The organism is Neobacillus bataviensis (genome assembly GCF_019969725.1).
Genome location: NZ_JAHXYW010000001.1, coordinates 443,614 through 462,582, shown reverse-complemented (window position 1 = coordinate 462,582; position 18,969 = coordinate 443,614). Strand labels below are relative to the sequence as shown.

General features: G+C 38.6%; 19 protein-coding genes. 11 read left to right on the top strand and 8 right to left on the bottom strand.

The annotated features are described in order from the left end of the window. Positions 1 to 15 precede the first annotated feature (15 nt). Positions 16 to 738, top strand: coding sequence for a sirohydrochlorin chelatase (locus LC455_RS02325; protein ID WP_223587942.1), 723 nt, complete (start codon positions 16 to 18; stop codon positions 736 to 738). Positions 739 to 858: 120 nt separating this feature from the next. Further along, positions 859 to 1,701, top strand: coding sequence for an aldo/keto reductase (locus tag LC455_RS02320; protein ID WP_223587941.1), 843 nt, complete (start codon positions 859 to 861; stop codon positions 1,699 to 1,701). A gap of 594 nt (positions 1,702 to 2,295) precedes the next feature. Here LC455_RS02320 and LC455_RS02315 read toward each other — a convergent pair. Both LC455_RS02315 and LC455_RS02310 read right to left on the bottom strand, forming a co-directional pair. Then, positions 2,296 to 3,528, bottom strand: coding sequence for an MFS transporter (locus LC455_RS02315; protein ID WP_223587940.1), 1,233 nt, complete (start codon positions 3,526 to 3,528; stop codon positions 2,296 to 2,298). Positions 3,529 to 3,566: 38 nt separating this feature from the next. Next, the gene (locus LC455_RS02310) at positions 3,567 to 4,022 is read right to left on the bottom strand and encodes a CBS domain-containing protein (protein ID WP_223587939.1); all 456 of its coding nucleotides are present in this window, start codon (positions 4,020 to 4,022) and stop codon (positions 3,567 to 3,569) included. 190 nt (positions 4,023 to 4,212) lie between these two features. On the opposite strand from LC455_RS02310, the gene LC455_RS02305 reads away from it, so the two are divergent. After that, positions 4,213 to 4,641, top strand: a complete 429-nt coding sequence (locus LC455_RS02305) for a MarR family winged helix-turn-helix transcriptional regulator (protein WP_223587938.1) — start codon at positions 4,213 to 4,215, stop codon at positions 4,639 to 4,641. Positions 4,642 to 4,695: 54 nt separating this feature from the next. Here LC455_RS02305 and LC455_RS02300 read toward each other — a convergent pair whose 3' ends face one another. The 3 genes from LC455_RS02300 to LC455_RS02290 form a co-directional block, all read right to left on the bottom strand. Then, positions 4,696 to 7,128 carry a cytochrome P450 gene (locus LC455_RS02300; protein WP_440446371.1) on the bottom strand — a complete coding sequence of 811 codons (2,433 nt, stop codon included), beginning with the start codon at positions 7,126 to 7,128 and terminating at the stop codon, positions 4,696 to 4,698. 374 nt (positions 7,129 to 7,502) lie between these two features. Further along, the gene (locus tag LC455_RS02295; protein ID WP_223587937.1) at positions 7,503 to 8,648 is read right to left on the bottom strand and encodes a polysaccharide deacetylase family protein; all 1,146 of its coding nucleotides are present in this window, start codon (positions 8,646 to 8,648) and stop codon (positions 7,503 to 7,505) included. A 69-nt stretch (positions 8,649 to 8,717) separates the two neighbouring features. Continuing rightward, a complete protein-coding gene (locus LC455_RS02290) occupies positions 8,718 to 8,990 on the bottom strand; it encodes a YqhV family protein (RefSeq protein ID WP_223587936.1) in 273 nt (90 codons plus the stop codon). A 153-nt stretch (positions 8,991 to 9,143) separates the two neighbouring features. Here LC455_RS02290 and LC455_RS02285 point away from each other — a divergent pair, with 153 nt between their 5' ends. Genes LC455_RS02285 through LC455_RS02270 form a run of 4 tightly spaced genes read left to right on the top strand, consistent with a single transcriptional unit; the run spans position 9,144 to position 13,188 of the window. Next, a complete protein-coding gene (locus LC455_RS02285; RefSeq protein WP_223587935.1) occupies positions 9,144 to 10,703 on the top strand; it encodes a spore germination protein in 1,560 nt (519 codons plus the stop codon). 4 nt (positions 10,704 to 10,707) lie between these two features. After that, positions 10,708 to 11,862 carry a Ger(x)C family spore germination protein gene (locus tag LC455_RS02280; RefSeq protein WP_223587934.1) on the top strand — a complete coding sequence of 385 codons (1,155 nt, stop codon included), beginning with the start codon at positions 10,708 to 10,710 and terminating at the stop codon, positions 11,860 to 11,862. Between the two features lie 4 nt (positions 11,863 to 11,866). After that, the gene (locus LC455_RS02275) at positions 11,867 to 12,091 is read left to right on the top strand and encodes a hypothetical protein (RefSeq protein ID WP_223587933.1); all 225 of its coding nucleotides are present in this window, start codon (positions 11,867 to 11,869) and stop codon (positions 12,089 to 12,091) included. After that, positions 12,088 to 13,188, top strand: coding sequence for a GerAB/ArcD/ProY family transporter (locus LC455_RS02270; RefSeq protein ID WP_223587932.1), 1,101 nt, complete (start codon positions 12,088 to 12,090; stop codon positions 13,186 to 13,188). The genes LC455_RS02275 and LC455_RS02270 overlap by 4 nt, the downstream gene beginning before the upstream one ends. 12 nt (positions 13,189 to 13,200) lie before the next feature. On the opposite strand, the gene LC455_RS02265 is transcribed toward LC455_RS02270, so the two are convergent. From LC455_RS02265 to LC455_RS02255, 3 genes are all read right to left on the bottom strand, one after another. Beyond that, positions 13,201 to 13,965 (bottom strand): sulfite exporter TauE/SafE family protein, encoded by a 765-nt coding sequence (locus LC455_RS02265; protein ID WP_223587931.1) that lies wholly within the window; start codon positions 13,963 to 13,965, stop codon positions 13,201 to 13,203. Positions 13,966 to 14,081: 116 nt separating this feature from the next. Further along, the gene (locus tag LC455_RS02260; protein WP_440446378.1) at positions 14,082 to 14,372 is read right to left on the bottom strand and encodes a hypothetical protein; all 291 of its coding nucleotides are present in this window, start codon (positions 14,370 to 14,372) and stop codon (positions 14,082 to 14,084) included. Positions 14,373 to 14,376: 4 nt separating this feature from the next. Beyond that, on the bottom strand, positions 14,377 to 15,567 hold the full coding sequence (locus tag LC455_RS02255) for an MFS transporter (RefSeq protein ID WP_223588673.1): 1,191 nt from the start codon (positions 15,565 to 15,567) through the stop codon (positions 14,377 to 14,379). A 217-nt stretch (positions 15,568 to 15,784) separates the two neighbouring features. On the opposite strand from LC455_RS02255, the gene LC455_RS02250 reads away from it, so the two are divergent. From LC455_RS02250 to sat, 4 genes are read left to right on the top strand one after another with little or no spacing between them, the layout of a single operon-like run. Next, on the top strand, positions 15,785 to 16,552 hold the full coding sequence (locus LC455_RS02250; protein WP_223587929.1) for a phosphosulfolactate synthase: 768 nt from the start codon (positions 15,785 to 15,787) through the stop codon (positions 16,550 to 16,552). Beyond that, positions 16,537 to 17,064 carry a histidine phosphatase family protein gene (locus LC455_RS02245; RefSeq protein ID WP_223587928.1) on the top strand — a complete coding sequence of 176 codons (528 nt, stop codon included), beginning with the start codon at positions 16,537 to 16,539 and terminating at the stop codon, positions 17,062 to 17,064. Before LC455_RS02250 ends, LC455_RS02245 begins: the two co-directional genes overlap by 16 nt. Before the next feature lie 24 nt (positions 17,065 to 17,088). Further along, positions 17,089 to 17,787: a phosphoadenylyl-sulfate reductase gene (locus LC455_RS02240; RefSeq protein ID WP_223588672.1), complete on the top strand. Its 699-nt coding sequence runs from the start codon at positions 17,089 to 17,091 to the stop codon at positions 17,785 to 17,787. A 24-nt stretch (positions 17,788 to 17,811) separates the two neighbouring features. Next, on the top strand, positions 17,812 to 18,960 hold the full coding sequence (sat, locus tag LC455_RS02235) for a sulfate adenylyltransferase (RefSeq protein ID WP_223588670.1): 1,149 nt from the start codon (positions 17,812 to 17,814) through the stop codon (positions 18,958 to 18,960). The last annotated feature ends 9 nt before the right edge of the window (positions 18,961 to 18,969 follow it).

The following is an 18,969-nucleotide window of genomic DNA, read 5'->3' as shown; positions in this document are numbered from 1 at the left end:
AAGGGAGCAGTCACGGTGAAGGCGATTCTATACATTGGCCATGGAACTCGTTCAAAAAAAGGGGCGGAGGAAGCCATATCTTTTATCCAAAGGGTAATGGAAAGGATTAATGTTCCGATTCAGGAAATCAGTTTCCTTGAGTTGACTCACCCACTTATTGAAGAGGGCTTTCGGCGATGTGTGGAAAGGGGAGCAACAGAAGTAACTGTTGTTCCGCTGTTCCTTTTAGCTGCTGGTCATATAAAAGAAGATATCCCTAATATTATTTTTGCCTTACGTGAGAATTTTCCACACATTCCGATAAAGGTAAAGGATCCTTTCGGAGTACAGGGGATCCTCCTTGATGGTATTGCTGAGCTTGTTAGAGATACTGTATCAGATATATCTTCAAACGATTCTATCCTGATTGTCGGGAGAGGCAGCAGTGATCCAACTATTCACGATGCCTTTAAAGAAATTTCCTTAGGTATTCGTCAGCGTCTTGGTGTTGAGCGTGTTTCCGTTTGTTTTTTGGCAGCAGCTGAGCCGAGACTGGATGAAGGTTTAGAGAATAGTAGCACCGGTGCGGCCGGAAGGGTAATTGTAGTCCCGTATTTATTATTTTCTGGTCTGCTATTAAATGAAGTAAATCAAAAGGTGCTCAAAAGGCAAAATCGTGGTCAGCAAATTGTTCACACTGGGCAATTAAGTAAGCACCGTGTAATAGAGGATATTGTTATTCAAAGAGCAGTAGAATAAGGTTTCGGACAAGCACTCTTTTGGGTGCTTTATTTTTTGAGCATAGTTCTTGGATAAATTTCACAATTTATTATAGTATTTTAAGTAGGAAAAATTTTTCCCTAAGGAAGGAGAATATCGATGCTAACAAGTTTAAAGGATACAACAACCTTACATAATGGCGTTGAAATGCCATGGTTCGGACTCGGTGTTTTTAAAGTTAAAGAAGGTTCGGAAGTAATTGAATCTGTAAAGGCTGCAATTACAAATGGTTATAAAAGCATTGATACAGCCGCCATTTATCAAAACGAAGAAGGCGTAGGTCAAGGGATTAGAGAGGCAGGTGTACCAAGAGAAGAATTGTTTATTACTTCTAAAGTATGGAATTCTGATCAAGGGTATGAATCCACTCTAAAAGCATACGAAACAAGCTTAAAGAAACTTGGGCTGGACTATTTGGACCTCTATCTCATTCATTGGCCAGGAAAAACCAAGTATAAAGAAACGTGGAAAGCGCTTGAAAAGCTTTATAAAGACGGTCGTGTCAGGGCAATTGGTGTAAGTAATTTTAAAGTGCATCATTTAGAGGACTTACTAAAGGATGCTGAAATTAAACCAATGGTTAACCAGGTCGAATATCATCCGCATCTTGCCCAGAAAGAGTTACTCGCTTTTTGTCAAAAGGAAGGTATTCAGCTTGAGGCATGGTCGCCGCTTAAACAAGGGCAGTTATTAAATGATCCAGTGATTACTGAAATTGCTGCAAAGTATGGAAAATCCGCAGCTCAGGTGATTTTGCGCTGGGATTTACAAAATAAAGTGGTTACCATTCCAAAATCAATCAAAGAACAGCGCATCATTGAAAATGCCAATATTTTTGATTTTGAATTATCTCTAGAGGATATGGAAAAAATTGATGGGCTAAACAAGGATGAACGCGTAGGCTCCGATCCGGATGAAATGTCGGTTGGGTTTACTGAATAGAAATCGATAAAGAACCAGTAAACAGTCATGTAATGTTTACTGGTTCTTTTGTATTGAAAAAATATTTGCTGCATTAGCATAAAAGAGTCAGAGTGCCCGTGAGCAGTAAAAAAAGATGCCGGCGGTCACTGTGAAAGGGACAGAGTGACCTTGAGCAGTAGAAAAAGAAATAAGCGGTCACTGTGAAAGAGTCAGAGTGCCCGTGAGCAGTAAAAAAAATGCCGGTGGTCACTGTGAAGGAATCAGAGTGTTCGTGGGCAGTAAAAAAAGATGCCGGCGGTCACTGTGAAGGAGTCAGAGTGCCCATGAGCAGTAAAAAAAGATGCCGGTGGTCACTGTGAAGGAATCAGAGTGCCCATGAGCAGTAAAAAAAATGCCGGTGGTCACTGTGAAGAAATCAGAGTGCCCGTGAGCAGTAAAAAAAATGCCGGCGGTCACTGTGAAAGAGTCAGAGTGACCGTGTGTGGTAGAAAAAGAAGAAAGTGTTCACTGTGAAGGAGTCAGAGTGCCCGTGAGCAGTAAAAAAAAGATGCCGGCGGTCACTGTGAACCTATAAAAAAAAGGACCTGCTAGATAGCAGATCCCATCATCATATTAATGCCCAGCCCCAATATCATCCACATGTTTAATATGCTTGCTATTAAACCAGATAAACAGCACGGAAACTAATACAAATCCAGCTCCCACAATAAATGGTACGGATGGGTTATAAATCTCGGCTAGTTTTCCAGCTGTATAAGGAGCAATCGCACCGCCGATAAAGCGTAAAAAGCTGTATGCCGCAGATGCAGTTGACCGCTCCACAGGGGCCGCGTTCATTACAGCAGTCGTAATGAGGGTATTATTATTGCCTAATAATGCCCCCGCCACGATAACCGCTGCGATAATTACCCATTGAGTTGAAGTCCAAATACCCATTGCAACTAAAACAAGGGCAAACAAAGTTAACATTGCACACATAGATTTAATGGTGCCAAAGCGAGACTGTAATTTTGGTGCCATGAAAACCGAAGTAACAGCTAATAAAATTCCCCAACCTAAGAAAACATAGCCTAATCCATGTTCATCTAAGCCCATAACGAATGGTGCAAAGGCTAATAATGTGAAAAATCCAAAATTATATAAGGCTGCAGCGATACCGAAAACAAGCAATGAACAATGCTTCAAGGCTCTAAACGGATCAGCCAAGGATGTTTTAGTTTTCACAGTACTGTGTGATGCAGCTTTTGGCATTAAAATTAATAAACCAAAGAAGGCAATGACCATTAAGGATGCGACACCAAGGAATGGGCCTCTCCATGACATGGCGCCTAACCAGCCTCCTAGAAGGGGACCAACAGAGATTCCAAGTCCGATAGCTGCCTCATAAAGGATAATCGCTTTTGCAGTTCCGCTATTTGAGAGCGATACAATAGCTGCTAAAGCAGTTGCCACAAACAAGGCATTACCTAAACCCCATCCTCCACGAAGACCAACAAGTGCCCAAATACCATTGGAAGAGCCACCCAATGCAGAGAAAACAGCGATGATAACAATCCCCGCCATAAGAGTCCATTTAATTCCGAGTCTTGACGAAATCATGCCAGTGATCAACATCGCCACAGCCATAACGGCATTATAGCTTGTAAATAGCAGGGTTACTTGGCTTTGTGATGCATGCAGCTTCTCGGCAATTGCCGGAAGGATTGGGTCAACAAGTCCAAGACCCATAAAAGCAATGATACAAGCGAAAAAAACGGCCCAGACAGCCTTTGGTTGTTTTAGTAAACTAGATTCGGCTTTTACCTTTGCTGAACCTGACGAAATAGATTGTGTTGTTGACGGCATTCAAAATTCTCCCCTTTTAAAAAAGTCTCCCTTTGACATTAAACTAATGCTTTAAAGGAATTTCTAATTACATCTCCACGGCTGATTATTCCTGCTAATACCCCATTTTTCTCAACAGGAACCTTTTTAATTTGCTTCTTTCCTAAAAAAGCAGCAATATTCTCAATATCCTCTTCCCAGGACACTGTGAAAACCTTCTTTTTGGCAATTTCCATTACATTTAAATTTAAGATCCTTTCTATTCTATCCTCAAAATCTTCCTGGTCTCCTTTTATAACAAAGGCAAAATAAAAACTGTCCACGATGTGATCATCATGTTTTCCAATATATCGCAATACATCTCCATCACTTATAAATCCAACTATTTCATTTCTATCGTTAACAATTGGAAGGCCGCTTATTTGATATTCAATAAATTTATCGATAACAGATCTGACTGTATCAGTTTCCTTTACCTTATATACTTGGCTAACCATAATATCTTTTGCTTTCATGATTTTCCCCCCTATAAATGTTTCTTTTTAATAAAATAGTTGTATAATGAAAGTATATATTTGTATTATACAACTATTATTCGAAGTGTCAATAGCGTAAATTAATAATGCATAATTGTCCTGCATTACATTTGCTCATCGGAATATGTTATCATTATTCATAGAAAAAATTAGGTGGGGGAGTTAGAAAATGTATGATGATTCCTTGGAAATCTTAGAAATAGAATTGGCAGTCCTCATTCGCAGAATTACATCTGCAACTTCTCATAAAAAAGTCGGCCATCTTGACCGCTCTGCATATCTGTTACTTCATCAAATAGCTACAAAAGGTGCTGCTGGAGTGAAAGCATTGGCCGGTGAATTTCAACTTGATATTTCTACTGTTAGTAGACAAGCTGCTTCTTTAGAACAAAAAGGCTTAGTGTATCGGATTCCGGATGAAACAGATGGTAGGGCATATTCGCTTCAGATAACAGAACAAGGTTTAAAGGAATTAAAAGAAGAAAAACATATCAGGATGAAAAGAGTAGGAGAGGTAACGAGAAATTGGACGGATGAAGAACGACAAACATTTGCCATGCTTTTAAAAAAATACAATAAATCCGTCCTTATTGAATAGAAAAAAGAGGTGACGCAAAAAGTCGACAATACAACTTTTGGTCAGCCTCTTTTTTTATTTTGTTTTACTTGTATGTTTCATTGGCGATAAAAGCTCAATAAATCTTTCAAAAGGAAGCTCACATGCCGGATATTTTTCTAATAAGGATAGCATTGAAATGCCTTTATCAACGACCTGATCTTTGAACAAATCCTCATTAAGAAGTGCATTTATTTCTCTTTTATGTGGAGGACATACTGTAAAGGAAGCAAGTTCCTGAAGTTGTTCATGAGTAACAGTCTCCTCGAGGTCAACACTAAAGCTTAGCAAATCCCAGGCACGAACAGGAAAATCTAATGGAAGATGTGTTGCATTATGTTCCATTCCTGTTAAAAGCAATTGGTCATTACCTTCCAAACCATAACGAAGAAGAGCTCGTTCCACTAGTCCTGCTGTATTATGCGGAAGTTCTTCAATATGGACATTCTCGCCAAAATTAGCCTTTTCTTGAGGCTGGGAATCCCCATTTAAAAATTGTACTGTTAATCCATTGATAGACTGATCAGGCTCTTCCTTGAAATCTATACCCAATGCCTCGATGACATTTGGCCAAAATTGTTCATGCCAATCCTCGAACTGCTTTTCAAAATCGCTGCTAGCGTCGCCTTGTCCCTTTGGTACTAATCGAGTGGCACCTTTTTCAGCCAGCTTTTCATCTATAAAAGTCGGTATACTTTGATAGGTGCTTGCCCAATTGGTGTCACCGCATCCAAAAACAGCATAACCAACTCCTTTTAAGCTTGTTTCATCTTCTTTAAGCCACTTCACAAATTTGCGGGCATTTTTTGGCGGGTTGCCATTATAAGAAGAGGAAACAATTACTACTAACCCTTCTTTAGGCAGGGAGTCGACATACCCATCGAGCGGAGCAGCTTCACTTTGGAAACCTTTGAAACGAGCTGTTACCGCCAAATCCTTGGCAATCCCTTCTGCAGTACCCATATTTGAACCATAAAGGACAAGAAAAGGGGTATTGTGCGAACCAATAACGGATTGATTAACCGGAGCTAAATCCATCTTTTGTTTAGTCATATCACTACCAGTCTCATTTAGGAATAGGGCAGCCGCACTTTGGGATTCACGCGGACGAACCTGCATCGTTAATCCGTCCGGCTTAAGAGTCAAGGTTTCTTTAACGGACAATTGATAATTGGTATGGTCTACCAGCTGGAAGTGCTTTAAAATCATTCCTATTAATAATGTAGCTTCATGCATTGCAAATTGTTGTCCAATACATGCTCGTTGGCCGTTACCGAATGGTTTATAGGCATGGTGAGGGACGGTTTTTGGATCCTCAAATCTTTCTGGTCTGAATTCCTCAACATCATCGCCCCATGCTGATGGATCACGATGAAGTTTCAGGTTAAATACATTGACAACATCCCGTTTCTTTAGGGGATATTTTCCAGCCAGCATCGTGTCTTCTTTTGCATAAAGAGAGAAGAGCGGTGCTGTAGGCCATAGTCTTAAGGATTCATTTAAAATCATGCGAATGTATTTCAAACTGCGAACTTGCTGATACGTTGGAACAGTACCAGTTAGTACTCTGTCTACCTCATGGTATGCCTTTGCCAAGATTTCAGGATGTTTCATTAGAAAATACAAGGTAAAGGAAAGTAATCCACTTGTTGTTTCATGTCCGGCAATTAAAAATGTAATAATTTGATAGCGGATATTTTCGTCACTTAGCTTTTCACCTGTAATTGGATCCGCACTGTTAAGCATTCGTGATAGAAGGTCTTCCGCGTCATGGTCTTCACTCGATTTACGTTCTTCAATGATTTGATCCACTAAAGAAAACATGTATTGAATATCACGCTTAAACTGCTGCTTTTTCTTTACCATTAATTTATCATGTATGCCAAGGCGATTGCTTTGATTCATTGCTTCATCAAGAGCACGGCTCATACTCTTAATAAAACGGTGTGGTTTTTCACGGTAAAAGCTGTTAAAACGATAATTGAATCCGCATAATCCAATCGTATCTAACGTGAGACGGGTCATGTCTTCCGATACATCGATACTCTCGTCAGAATTTAACCTAGCCCATTTCTGGATAAGCTGGATGGCAATATCCACCATCATCGAATGGTATCCTTTCATGGCACTTTGACTAAAGCTTGGGAGGAGAATATTATGAGCCTTCTTCCAATTTTCCTCCTTAGTCCAGCTCGTAAAAAGACCATCACCGGAAAAGGATCGTACTTTTTGCAACGGTGCATTGACAAGTTTATCAAAACGCGACTCATCGGATGCATCTTCAACTAATTCAGCAGAAGAAATAAATATACCAGTCCCTGTTGGAAATTTTAGTTTAAAAATTGGACCGTATTCATAGCTTAGTTTCATGATCGATTGTGTTGGTTTATGTAAATCAAGTTGTGGGAGGTTACCAAGCGGGCCGTACGTTTTAGGCTGCGGAATTGCAGCGTTCTCATTAGTTACCATGTCTTTTTTATGGACCTTCCTTCCTGTCAATTTAACCAATTTTAAAAATTTATAATATTAAAATAATATTTACATAGATTATAACATGACTGAGTTGGTAATATAAGATGTCAGAAAATTAAAGATTTAGATAAATTTCGACAAAATTATCACTTTCGACATCATGCGTTGTTTATAAAAAAAGGTTTTAACAACTGTAAACGGTTACAAAACAAGCAAGGTAAGAAAAAGAAAGAAAAACATGTCGATTTAATTTCAAATCGTTTTTTTCTCATCCCCAAATACTCCGGAGAACGAATTATTATTTTGGCAGAATATCTAATGTGTAAGTACTAAATATTTTTGAAAAATAAAATAGGAAGCTATCCAGCTTCCTATTTTGGTGCAACTAATGCAGCGAATTGGTTAATAGTTGTAGAGTAAGAGATGCGAACGCGGTGCATGACCAACATTTCATCAGGTTCACCCTTCTGAATAAATTGTCCTGGTTTTGTGGTAGTGGCAAATTGATAGTATTTCTTTGTTTCAGCTACAACTTGATCATTAAAATGACCATAGGGATAAGCGATGGCAATTACAGGTTTGCCCGTGATTTGTTCAATTTTTTCCTTTGAAGCGTTAAGCTCTTCCTCATAATCTATAATTTTCGGAAGATCCGCATGGGACATCGTATGGGATTGAATAGAGAATATTCCCGAATTCACCATTTCCTTTATATCTAATGAGGATAAGCGATAATCCCCGCTGTCGATATAGCCGGCGATGACATATTCCGTGGCAGCGGGCTGGAACTTATCATCTTTCAATTCTTGTAGGATATGAAAAGCATTTAAATTATTTTTCATGCCATCATCGAATGTAACGAGTATCGGTTTATTTACCTTATTTATTTCATCCCAGCGTTCAAAGGTGAGAAGGGTGTAGCCGTTATCCTTTAAATAGCGCATTTGAGCTTCGAAATTAGCTGGAGTTACGAATAACTCTTTTAGTCCTTCACCTTTATATTCATCAATCGCGTGATACATCAGAATTGGTACATATTGTTGAAACGTTACGGACGATTTTGCCAGCAGCTCTTCAGTTCCATCTGGGAGAATACCATATGCCTCTACCTGGTACTCGCCGCGCTTTCCCGAAAATTCCTTCGTATTAAATAAAAACGAAAAATTATTTTCTTTTTGATTTGAAATAAAGGATTTCATACTCGCGGGACCGTCGGCTGTACGCCAAATATGGTAGTTTATCTCTGATACTTCTACTGTTCTATCTATTGTGGATATCATAGCATTTGCAGATTCATAGGCGAAGGGGCTGACTGAGATGCCAGCTTTTGGCTGGAAGACTGTCATTTTGTTCACTTCTGGCTGATTATACTTGGGTTCTTTAGTCTTAGGTTCTTTAGATATCTCTGAATGTTTAACCGGTTTTTCTGCTTTATGCATCTTTGCGTCTGCCTTTGATAGGCTGCAGCCCGAAAGCGCTAAAGTGGAAATAAGGGCCATATTAAGCAGCTTGTACATCTTATCCATCCTTGTAAAATAGTAATCTCGAAAAGTATCATACCATTTACGGATGGGGAAGAAAAGACTCTATGACTTTACGCCTATTAATATGAAACTGACACCTAGGAAAATCCATAGCATCTTTAGATATGATATTTTTTCAACAATGCTCAGAGTACCGATTGTTGTCGTTAAAATCAAAATGAGAGGTCCCACTAATGCAAGAGAACCATTAACAATAAGTGCTTTTTCAATGGAATTAAACTTGATCATTAAAATAGCAGCACTTATCTCAATGCATCCTGAGATAATTCTTAAAAATGCCATGCCCAATACGGCTTTTTCAATAAAGGTAAACATGAAATCCTCCTGTTTCTAACTATTTCTAACAAATTATATGTTGATTTTTCCGATAAAAGGACATGTTTTTAAATTATGAAGGACAACAATAAAAGGGATAATTTTCTATTTCTGGGTTACATTAATTTTTAAATGAAAATACGGAGTCTAATTATGAAGAAATATAAAAAATCACAAATCTCCAAATCCAGTGCACTGTCTAGTGATGAAACAAATAAGGTTGTCCAAACTGATCTCTCAGAGAACATTGATATATTGAAGGACTTATTTAAAGATTGTTCGGATGTTGTTTTCAGGAATTTCATCGTTGGGGAAGTGGAGGCCTATCTAATATTTGTCGATGGGTTTGTTGATTCTGCAGCTATTGAAATGCACGGTTTAAGACAATTAATTGAAGATATCAAAAGCAACAGGATAACCGCTGACCTTTTAAAGGAAAGAGTTATTTCGATTAGCTCTTTAGGGGAAACCATTAAACTTGATGAAGTGGTCAGCAATGTTTTAAAAGCTAATACAGTCCTTTTAGTTGATGGGGTCGCAAAAGCATTAATATTTGATGCAAAGGGAGGAGAAAGAAGGGGGGTAGCGCAACCGGAAACAGAATCAGCGGTTCGCGGACCTAGAGAAGGATTCACGGAAAGATTAAGGGTTAATACGGCACTTGTCCGGCATAAAATCCGATCGAACCGCCTAAAAATTCTTTCAAAAGACATTGGAGAGGAAACTAAAACTAACATTGCCATTTTTTATGTTGAGGGATTGGCAGCACCTGAACTAGTGGAAGAGGTCTTATCCCGACTCAATCGAATCAAAATAGACGGAATTCTGGAGAGCGGATATATAGAGGAGTTTATTGAAGACAGCCCTTGGAGTATGTTTCCGCAAATTCAAAACACAGAACGGCCTGATACGGTTGCGGCAAATCTTCTCGAGGGAAGAGTGGCCATCGTAGTGGACGGGACACCATTTGCCCTGATTATGCCTGCCACCTTTTGGCAGTTTTTTCAAGCCAGTGAGGATTATTACGGGCGTTATCATATTGTGGTGTTTTTAAGATTACTCCGGATATTCCTTATCTTTGTTGCACTAACATTGCCCAGCATTTACGTGGCAGTAACCACCTATCATCAAGAAATGATTCCAACCAGTCTGCTTTTATCTATTGCTGCCAGCAGAGAAGCGATCCCATTTCCGATGTTTGTGGAAGCGATGATTATGGAATTGTCCTTTGAAGCATTGCGGGAAGCTGGTGTTCGCCTCCCGCAGGTTGTCGGGCAGGCTGTTGGAATCCTGGGAGCACTCGTTATTGGCCAGGCTGCAGTGGAAGCAGGTATTGTTTCAGCCCCGACGGTTATTGTAGTTTCCATTACGGGAATTGCTTCTTTTACGATTCCCAGATTTAATATGTCAATATCAATAAGAATTCTTAGGTTTCCATTAATGATCCTTTCAGGGATGTTTGGGCTGTTTGGTACCATTATCGGCACTATTTTGGTTTTGACGCATCTTTGTAAATTACGTTCGTTCGGAGTACCGTATTTCTCGCCATTGGCGCCTTTATCTTTCAAAGCACTTAAGGATGTGCTGATCAGGGTTCCATGGTGGGCAATGGATCAGCGCCCTGATCAATTTGTGAAACAGGATCAGAAAAGGCAGGGAGATCATTTAATGCCTTCTCCACCTAAACTCGGCGATGAAGGGAGCTCCTCATAAACCAATGAGAAAAATTCGTTTTCTATTCGTGGTTGTTTGTGCTGTTTTTTTATTGTCCGGCTGCTGGGATCGAACTGAGGTAAACGATTTGGCCTTCGTGGTGGCAACAGGAGTAGATAAAGGAAAGAATCGGCAATACCGTTTTTCGGTTCAAATCCCTTTGCCAAGCTCTCTTGGAGGAGCAGGTTCAAGCGGCGGCGGCGGAGGAACGAGTGGCGAAGGTCCTTTTTTAGTAGCTCAGGGGACAGGTGGAAATCTACGGCAAGGTATCGAGGATATTCAAACAAGATTATCTCGAAAGCTTTATTTTTCTCATAGAAGGGTGATGATTGTTGGAGAGGATCTTGCCAAAGTGGGCATAATGGAGACTTTAAATTCTGTTTTCATTCAGCCGCAATCAAGATTATCGACAATTCTGGTCATTTCCAAAGGAGATGCTGTCAATATGCTTCAGGCACAGCCGAGAATGGAACAATTTTCTGGCGAAGCGATTCGGGAGATGGCAAAAGCAGGTATAAATATGACGGTAATGGATGCCATTCAGAATATAGACCGACAAGGTATCGATACAATTGTTCCGTTCATTGAGAATACGGGCACAATCAAAAAGGAAAAAGACGGGAAAGAAATCAACATGAGTAGTTTTGCCGTCTTTAAAGATGACAAGCTTTCCTTTACTACCAATAAAAATGAATCCCAAGGGATCTTGTGGCTTCTCGAAAAAATGAAAAAGAAAAGCTTTTCTTTCCCTGTCTCTAAAAATAAAGAATTAACCTTGCAAATCATTAACCACCAAGTTCATCCTAACGTTAACATTGTGAACGGAAAACCGGAGTTTAATCTTTCAATCAGGGCAACGGGCACTCTGCTTGAAAATGAGCCGAACCTTCGGATTGAGGATCCCAAAACCTATCATTGGGTTATTGGACAAATGGAGAAAAAAATCAAAAGTGATATCCAAACAATATTAAAACACTCTCACTCATTAGGAGTGGATATCTTTGGTTTTGGCTGGAATCTTTACAAAACTCATAATCAGGATTGGGAAGATAAGTGGAAAAAGGATTGGGCAAATACTTTGCCAAGCTTAAAGGTACGTATAAATGTGGATGCAGATATCCAAAGAGCGACAAATTCTGGAAAGATTGAGAAGGAATGACGATATGGATTTAGGAGTAATAATTGTTTGGTTGTCTCTTACTATTTATGTTTTTATTATCCATAAAGCAAAAATTATTGATAAGAAGGAACGTAAATGGGTATATTTACTCGTCTTGGTGGCAATTGGCTGCTCTTTGCTCGTTGAATTCGATGTTTCTTTAAACAGTGCGACATCTTTTTTAAATAATACTTTTGGAAGACTTTCGAGAATGGTTGTGAAAATATGAAGCAAAAAATATCCAATCTCCAATTAATTTTTTTAACAGCCAACTTTATATTTTCCTCAACCGTTATCAGTTTGCCGCAAATTATAGTCCATATCGGGGGACAAAATTCTTGGCTTGTTCCCTTTCTGATTTTTCCCATAACGTTGATCATTATTTTTGTTGTTTTTGGAAAAAAAGGCGGGGCAGAATCTTTTAAACACTTATTTGTCATCGGAGAGGAAAGCAAAATAGTGGAGAAAGGATTTATTTTTCTCTTTCTCTTATTTGTAATATCTGTCTTTTTACGAGATCTAAGGTCAATAGTTGATTTCATTGCAGCTGTATTATTGCCAAATACACCTATTGATATTTTAATGGTCCTTTCTGTACTAGTTATTTCGTATATTACTATGTCTGGGCTTGAAGTAGTTTCCAGAATAAATGCCATTTATTTTGGCATTCTGCTGACGGTCGTTTGTCTTCTTCCGTTCCTGCTGCTGAATGAGTGGGAGCCAGGAAATTTAATGCCGCTTCCACGTCTTAATACCATCATAACTTTAATGAAATCTGTTTATTTCTCCTTTTCCTGGATGGGAGAGATTATTTTATTTCTTATTATCATCGGAAATGTAAATCCAATTAGTTCTTCAAAAAGCGCGGTTATAACTGGAACTGCCATTGGGTTATTCCTGTTTTTTATTATAATTCTATTACAAATTGCAGTTTTAGGGACAAAAATTGTCAAAGAAGCCATGTATCCAAGTCTTATTCTTATTCAGCAAATAAATATAACAGATTTTCTTGACCGGCTGGATTTAATTATTGTAGCAGTCTGGGTACCAGCCTTCATTGTTAAAATTTCTTATGTACTATATGCATTAAACCATTGCCTTAGTTTCCTTTATAAATCCAATACAAACAAATTTTTATTCCCGGTTTCATTTATTCTGGGCTTTTTATCGATTCTCATTTATAAAAACAATATGGATCACCTCCATTATTCGTTTTATACATGGAGTTCATTAGGACTATTCTTGGAAATGATGATTGTCGTCTTGTTTATTTTCGTAAAAAAGGTCACAAGAAAAAAACAAGAAAAAAAGACCTTGAATAACTAGCAGGCATCAAGGTCAAATTAGTTTAAACCCACTGATTAATATGATTACGGCCATAATCGTCCGTAGAGGTTTTGCAGGGAATTTGGCTGATAAGGTGCTGCCTAAAATGACACCTGGGATCGAACCTAGTAAAAGGTTAAACATTAGAAGATAATCGACATTGCCAATACCCGCATGCATGATTCCTGCCGCGGTGACCAGTAAAAAGGCATGCGCGATATCCGTTCCGACTAGCTCTGAGGGTCTCATTTTATAAAGATACAGCATGGCTAAAGCGAATAATGATCCTGAACCAATGGAAGTAAGCCCAACGATAAATCCTAATATAGCGCCAATACCTATTGTTAAAAACCTTTTGTCATGAATAGGTTTCATTTGAAAAGAATTCAATTCAAATTTATCCTTTGCAAAGGTTTTTATGAGTGTGGTTATGGCTACTAATATTAAAACATATCCGAGTGCATGTTTAATCACCAGCTCTTGATTGTGAAAAAAAGAATCAAAAAGATGGAGGATCGAAACTGCGGCGATGGCGCTGGGGATACTGCCCATAGCCAAGTATTTCACAAGCTGGAGGTTAATTGTCTTTTGCCTCCAATGCTGGATCGAACCGAACAGCTTGGTGATGGAATTATATACAAGATCAGTTCCTACAGCAATGGCCGGATTTATACCTAACAGGATTAATACAGGTGTCAATAACGCGGCACCTCCAACACCGGTCAGGCCCACCAAAAATCCAATTATAAGACCCATTACAATAATACCAATACTCATTAGGCACACCCCGAATTTATCTATAACAAGATGAATTTACAAAATTAAATTATGTAATGGTTAAATGTCTTGTTAACAAAAAAAGGTGACTCAAAGTAATTATTTTGAGTCACCTTTTATTTTTCTTCCTCGTCATTCAGTTTAATTTTTTTACATCCAATATATAAGCAGGTGAATATATCAAGACCTGGTTTTGCTTTTGTCAAACCTTTTAAATAAGGAGTCACTAAATCTTTAAAGTCCGCACCCACACCTTCTTCTTCCAATATCCCGTAAACAAACAACTTTTTTTCATCAAACAAAAAGGCAACATTCCCGACCGCTTTGTTTTTTGAATCAACGACATTAAGGACTTGAAATTGAGGTGTGATTACCTCAGGTGAAAAATATATTTGCAATCCTATCATCCCTTTATGTGAATTGTAATTTTTCAAAAAGAGTGTCGCTATCTTCTGCAGGTTCTTTTTTCGCGACATGAATTAGAATAAGGCAAAGCAAGCCGCAAAGCAACGTTAATCCGGCAGTTGTTAAAAACATTCCTGTACGGGACCACTCCATTAATTTACTAAAAATAGGCGGGCCGATGGCTACTCCTAAAAAACGGACCGATCCATATAGAGAAGTAACGAAGCCTCTCCGATCAGCTGGTACAGATCCTGTAATAAAGCTATTTATACATGGGAGAACAAGTCCTGTCCCAATACTGCTAATCACAAGAACAGCAAAAAAAGGAACTAATTTGTGAAATAAAATCAAGGTCGAAAAAGACGCAGTCATTAGAAGCAAACCCAAAATAATTAACGATTTCATTAATTTCATCTTTTTCCCGATTTTACTTCCAGTTATATAAGAGGTGGTGGTCATAAATAAAAGGGGAATGGCCAAGATACCTCCTTTTAATAAACCATCAATTTGATGCTCCTTTTCCAGAATATCGGAAATATAGAACAAAATTCCAAAAAGAGCAAATAGGCAGGTTGCCCCAGTTAAATAGGCGGCAAATAACCAGCGCCCTTCTGTTTTAAATACGGAAATCAACCCTTTAATATATTTTCCAACTGGCGGCGGCTCTTTTTCCTTTTTCTTCTCCTTGATAAAAAAAATCGTTAATAGTACAGAGATAAGGCAAAAAATCGGAAAGGCAAAAAATACGGCATACCAGAACAGAAGTGCTAATAATGAACCAATGATTGGACTAATAACCTTACCGAAGCCATTTGATGCTTCTACTAATCCTAAAACTTTACTTTGTTCTCCGCCTTTAAATAAGTCCCCAGTTAAAGCCATGGCAATCGGTGCAGTCCCAGCAGCGCCGATCCCCTGCATAATTCTTCCTGCTAGGATCCACATATAAGAATTGGAAAACCAAGCGGCTGCAGCTCCTGCTAAAAAACCGCCGCTTCCATATAAAATGAGCGCAGGTATGATCACGGCCTTCCTGGAAAAGCGGTCTGATAAGTAACCTAAAATGGGAATAGATACAGCAGCCGCAATCGAAAATACCGAAATAATGAAACTTACTTTAAATTGAGAAACATCAAGCACAGCTTTCATTTTTGGAAGAATCGGTATCAACATCGAGTTTCCCAGTACAAGAATCATCGGAATGGAACCGATGGCGAAAATCGTTAAGCCTTTATGTTTTTGCTTCGGCACTGAGTGTACACCCCTGACAATAATAATTAGCTATTTTATTGTTTGATGCGAGGCTTTCGATTATTCAGGCAAATGCCTATTTTCTAAGGAATGGGCCCATTATTTACACATTCACCCAATTTCCGAATAATCTATTTTAGAAAAATAGGGGAGGCGCATCCTTATGGATTTTTTAACCTTGCCAAAAAGGACTTCCGGAACAAGGACCTACGGCTTGACTTCAGTTGTCGATTTCGGAACTCCAATTGGTGAATTAAAAAATATTTTAGCTGATTACAGCCCATACATTGACATTGCAAAAATTGGAATCGGGTCTGCAGTAGTTACACCTAACATAAAGGAAAAAATAGAGCTGTATAAGCAATTTAATATTATTCCTTATTGCGGTGGCACTTTATTTGAAAAATGCTATTTCCAAAATAAACTCAAAGAGTATCAAACATATTTACATGATTTAGGTGTGAACTGGGTCGAAATTTCAAACGGGACCTTAGATATTCCAATAGAAGAACGCCTCTATCTGATTTCTCTTTTTAAACAGGATTTTCATGTGATTTCAGAGGTAGGTTCAAAGGATTGCCATAAAGAAATGCCAGTCTCTGAATGGAGAAAGGAAATGCAGCTTTTGCTAGAAGCCGGCTGTGATTATGTGATTACGGAAGGAAGAGATTCAGGAACTTCGGGTATATATAAACAATGCGGAAACATAAAATCCGATTTAATTAAGGAATTACTGAGAGATATTGATCATAATAAAATAATTTTTGAAGCGCCTTCCGCTAAACACCAAATGTACTTTATAAATGAAATCGGACCGAACGTTAATTTAGGAAATGTAAAATTAACTGATGTCCTAGTTCTAGAAGCCCAGCGTTGCGGCCTTAGAAGTGAAACCTTTTTTTTGGAGGAACATGAATGCAACTTACCTTAATCAGACATCTTCCAACAGAATGGAATAAAAAGACTTGGCTTCAAGGACGGCAAGATATTGAAATTTCGGAAATTACCGAGGCCGTAAACAAAGAGATTACTGACAATCAAATGCTTCTCGAAAAACTATCCCCATTTACTCATGTTTTAGCCAGTTCCTTAAAGCGCACTCATCAAACAGCAAGGCTTTATGGATATAAATGCGAAATAGAAAGTTTGTTGGACGAATTAGATTTTGGGGCCTATGAAGGTGTGCCAAAGACTGACATGATTAAAGAATTCGGTGAAAAGTGGAGACAATCCCCAAAGGAAATTGTTTTAGGTGAAAGTATTGAAAATTTAGAGAAAAGAATTGTATTGTTTTTAGAAAAATATCGAAAATCCTCTAATATTCTAGCATTTGGCCATGGTTCTTGGATTAGGGCGGCAATTTCCTATAATCAATATGGTCATGTAAACAATATGAATAAGATCACCATCGAAAACAATGAATGTATTACCGTTACATTTTGAATGGGAGGGGAGGATTTGCCTGAAATGTTGACTTATGAAAATTGGGATGAACGAAAAGAGGCAGAGATTCTAGAAAAGTATCCAGACTTTTTAGACGTGTTAAAATGGGCGTTCCAGGAATATGGAGATGAAATTGTTTATGCCTGCAGCTTTGGAGCAGAGGGGATCGTATTAATTGATTTAATCCATAAGGTTAAGAAAAACGCCAAAATTATTTTCCTTGATACCGGCCTGCATTTTTCCGAGACTTATGAATTAATTGAAAAAGTTAAAGAGCGTTATCCAACATTACAAATTAGATTGAAAAAACCCATTATGACACTCAGCCAGCAGGAGAAATGGTATGGTGAAGAACTTTGGAAGCATAACCCCAATCTTTGCTGCCATATGAGGAAAGTTGTTCCCCTAAGAGAAGCCCTAAATGATGTGAAAGCATGGATTTCTGGCTTAAGAAGAGAACAATCCCCAACAAGGAGCCTCACGAATTATATTAATAGAGATGAAAAATTCCATAAAATAAAAATTTGCCCCCTTATCCATTGGACTTGGGACGATATCATGACCTATATCCACTTAAACAAGCTCCCCTATAATCCATTGCACGATAAAGGTTATCCAAGTATAGGCTGTGCTACATGTACAAAAGCAATCAAGAATACAGTTGACAGCCGATCTGGCCGCTGGTCGGATCATTCAAAAACAGAATGCGGACTTCATCAATAATAGAGGTTTTGGGAGGAAGAAATGGTGAGTGAAAGTGTGCCCCATGGCGGTAAATTAATCAATCGTATAGACCCTAATTACCCGATCGATTTATCGCTTAACCATATAGAACTAGACAAATTAGAATTAAGTGATTTGGAATTAATCGCAAACGGAGCTTATAGTCCGCTCGAAGGTTTTATGGGAAAAGTGGATTATGACACAGTTGTGAAAAGTATGAGATTGTCAAATGGATTGCCTTGGTCTATTCCGATTACACTGGCCATTAACAAAAAGAAGGCAATGGAAATCAAAGCTGGAGATACGATCAATTTAGTTCATGATGGTACGGTCTATGGCGTGATGAGCATTGAGGAAATCTTTATTCCGGACAAAAAATTAGAGGCTGAGATGGTTTACCGGACAACGGACATAAATCACCCAGGTGTAAAAAAACTATTTGAGAGAGCAGAAATTTATGTCGGAGGTCCTATTACCCTTATTAAACGGCCGCCCAAATTATTGTTTACAACCTACTATTTAGACCCTTTTCAAACAAGGCTGAAATTTCAAGAATTAGGCTGGAAGACGGTAGTAGGTTTCCAAACACGTAATCCTGTTCACCGGGCCCATGAATATATCCAAAAAACAGCACTGGAGACTGTCGATGGACTCTTCCTAAACCCGCTTGTTGGGGAGACAAAGGCGGATGATATCCCAAGTGAAATTCGAATGAAAAGCTATCAAGTGCTGCTAGAAAACTATTACCCAAAAGATAGGGTGTTTTTATCTGTGTTCCCAGCTTCCATGCGTTATGCCGGACCAAGAGAGGCTATTTTTCATGCAATGGTCAGGAAGAATTTTGGCTGTACCCATTTTATCGTAGGAAGAGATCATGCAGGTGTAGGTAATTATTATGGAACCTATGATTCGCAGAAAATATTCAGCCACTTTTCTGAAGATGAATTAGGAATTAAACCGCTCTTTTTTGAACATAGTTTTTACTGCAAAAAATGCGAAAATATGGCCTCGGAAAAAACGTGTCCTCATGACAGACAATATCATGTTATTTTATCAGGTACAAAGGTTAGAGGGATGCTGAAGGACGGAGAACAGCCCCCCAAGGAATTCAGCCGTCCTGAGGTTGTAGAGATACTGATTCAAGGGATGAAGGAAGTTTATACCAAAAACTAAAGGGTGTAT

Bases quoted from the DNA above. Each gene is read 5' to 3' on its own strand.
- LC455_RS02255 (WP_223588673.1), bottom strand. From the start codon at position 15,567: ATGATTCTTGTACTGGGAAACTCGATGTTGATACCGATTCTTCCAAAA.
- LC455_RS02270 (WP_223587932.1), top strand. From the start codon at position 12,088: ATGAAGCAAAAAATATCCAATCTCCAATTAATTTTTTTAACAGCCAAC.
- LC455_RS02295 (WP_223587937.1), bottom strand. From the start codon at position 8,648: ATGTACAAGCTGCTTAATATGGCCCTTATTTCCACTTTAGCGCTTTCG.
- LC455_RS02260 (WP_440446378.1), bottom strand. From the start codon at position 14,372: ATGATAGGATTGCAAATATATTTTTCACCTGAGGTAATCACACCTCAA.
- LC455_RS02300 (WP_440446371.1), bottom strand. From the start codon at position 7,128: ATGGTAACTAATGAGAACGCTGCAATTCCGCAGCCTAAAACGTACGGC.
- LC455_RS02285 (WP_223587935.1), top strand. From the start codon at position 9,144: ATGAAGAAATATAAAAAATCACAAATCTCCAAATCCAGTGCACTGTCT.
- LC455_RS02320 (WP_223587941.1), top strand. From the start codon at position 859: ATGCTAACAAGTTTAAAGGATACAACAACCTTACATAATGGCGTTGAA.
- LC455_RS02305 (WP_223587938.1), top strand. From the start codon at position 4,213: ATGTATGATGATTCCTTGGAAATCTTAGAAATAGAATTGGCAGTCCTC.
- LC455_RS02275 (WP_223587933.1), top strand. From the start codon at position 11,867: ATGGATTTAGGAGTAATAATTGTTTGGTTGTCTCTTACTATTTATGTT.
- LC455_RS02265 (WP_223587931.1), bottom strand. From the start codon at position 13,965: ATGAGTATTGGTATTATTGTAATGGGTCTTATAATTGGATTTTTGGTG.
- LC455_RS02240 (WP_223588672.1), top strand. From the start codon at position 17,089: ATGTTGACTTATGAAAATTGGGATGAACGAAAAGAGGCAGAGATTCTA.
- LC455_RS02290 (WP_223587936.1), bottom strand. From the start codon at position 8,990: ATGTTTACCTTTATTGAAAAAGCCGTATTGGGCATGGCATTTTTAAGA.
- LC455_RS02280 (WP_223587934.1), top strand. From the start codon at position 10,708: ATGAGAAAAATTCGTTTTCTATTCGTGGTTGTTTGTGCTGTTTTTTTA.
- LC455_RS02315 (WP_223587940.1), bottom strand. From the start codon at position 3,528: ATGCCGTCAACAACACAATCTATTTCGTCAGGTTCAGCAAAGGTAAAA.
- LC455_RS02310 (WP_223587939.1), bottom strand. From the start codon at position 4,022: ATGAAAGCAAAAGATATTATGGTTAGCCAAGTATATAAGGTAAAGGAA.
- LC455_RS02245 (WP_223587928.1), top strand. From the start codon at position 16,537: ATGCAACTTACCTTAATCAGACATCTTCCAACAGAATGGAATAAAAAG.
- LC455_RS02250 (WP_223587929.1), top strand. From the start codon at position 15,785: ATGGATTTTTTAACCTTGCCAAAAAGGACTTCCGGAACAAGGACCTAC.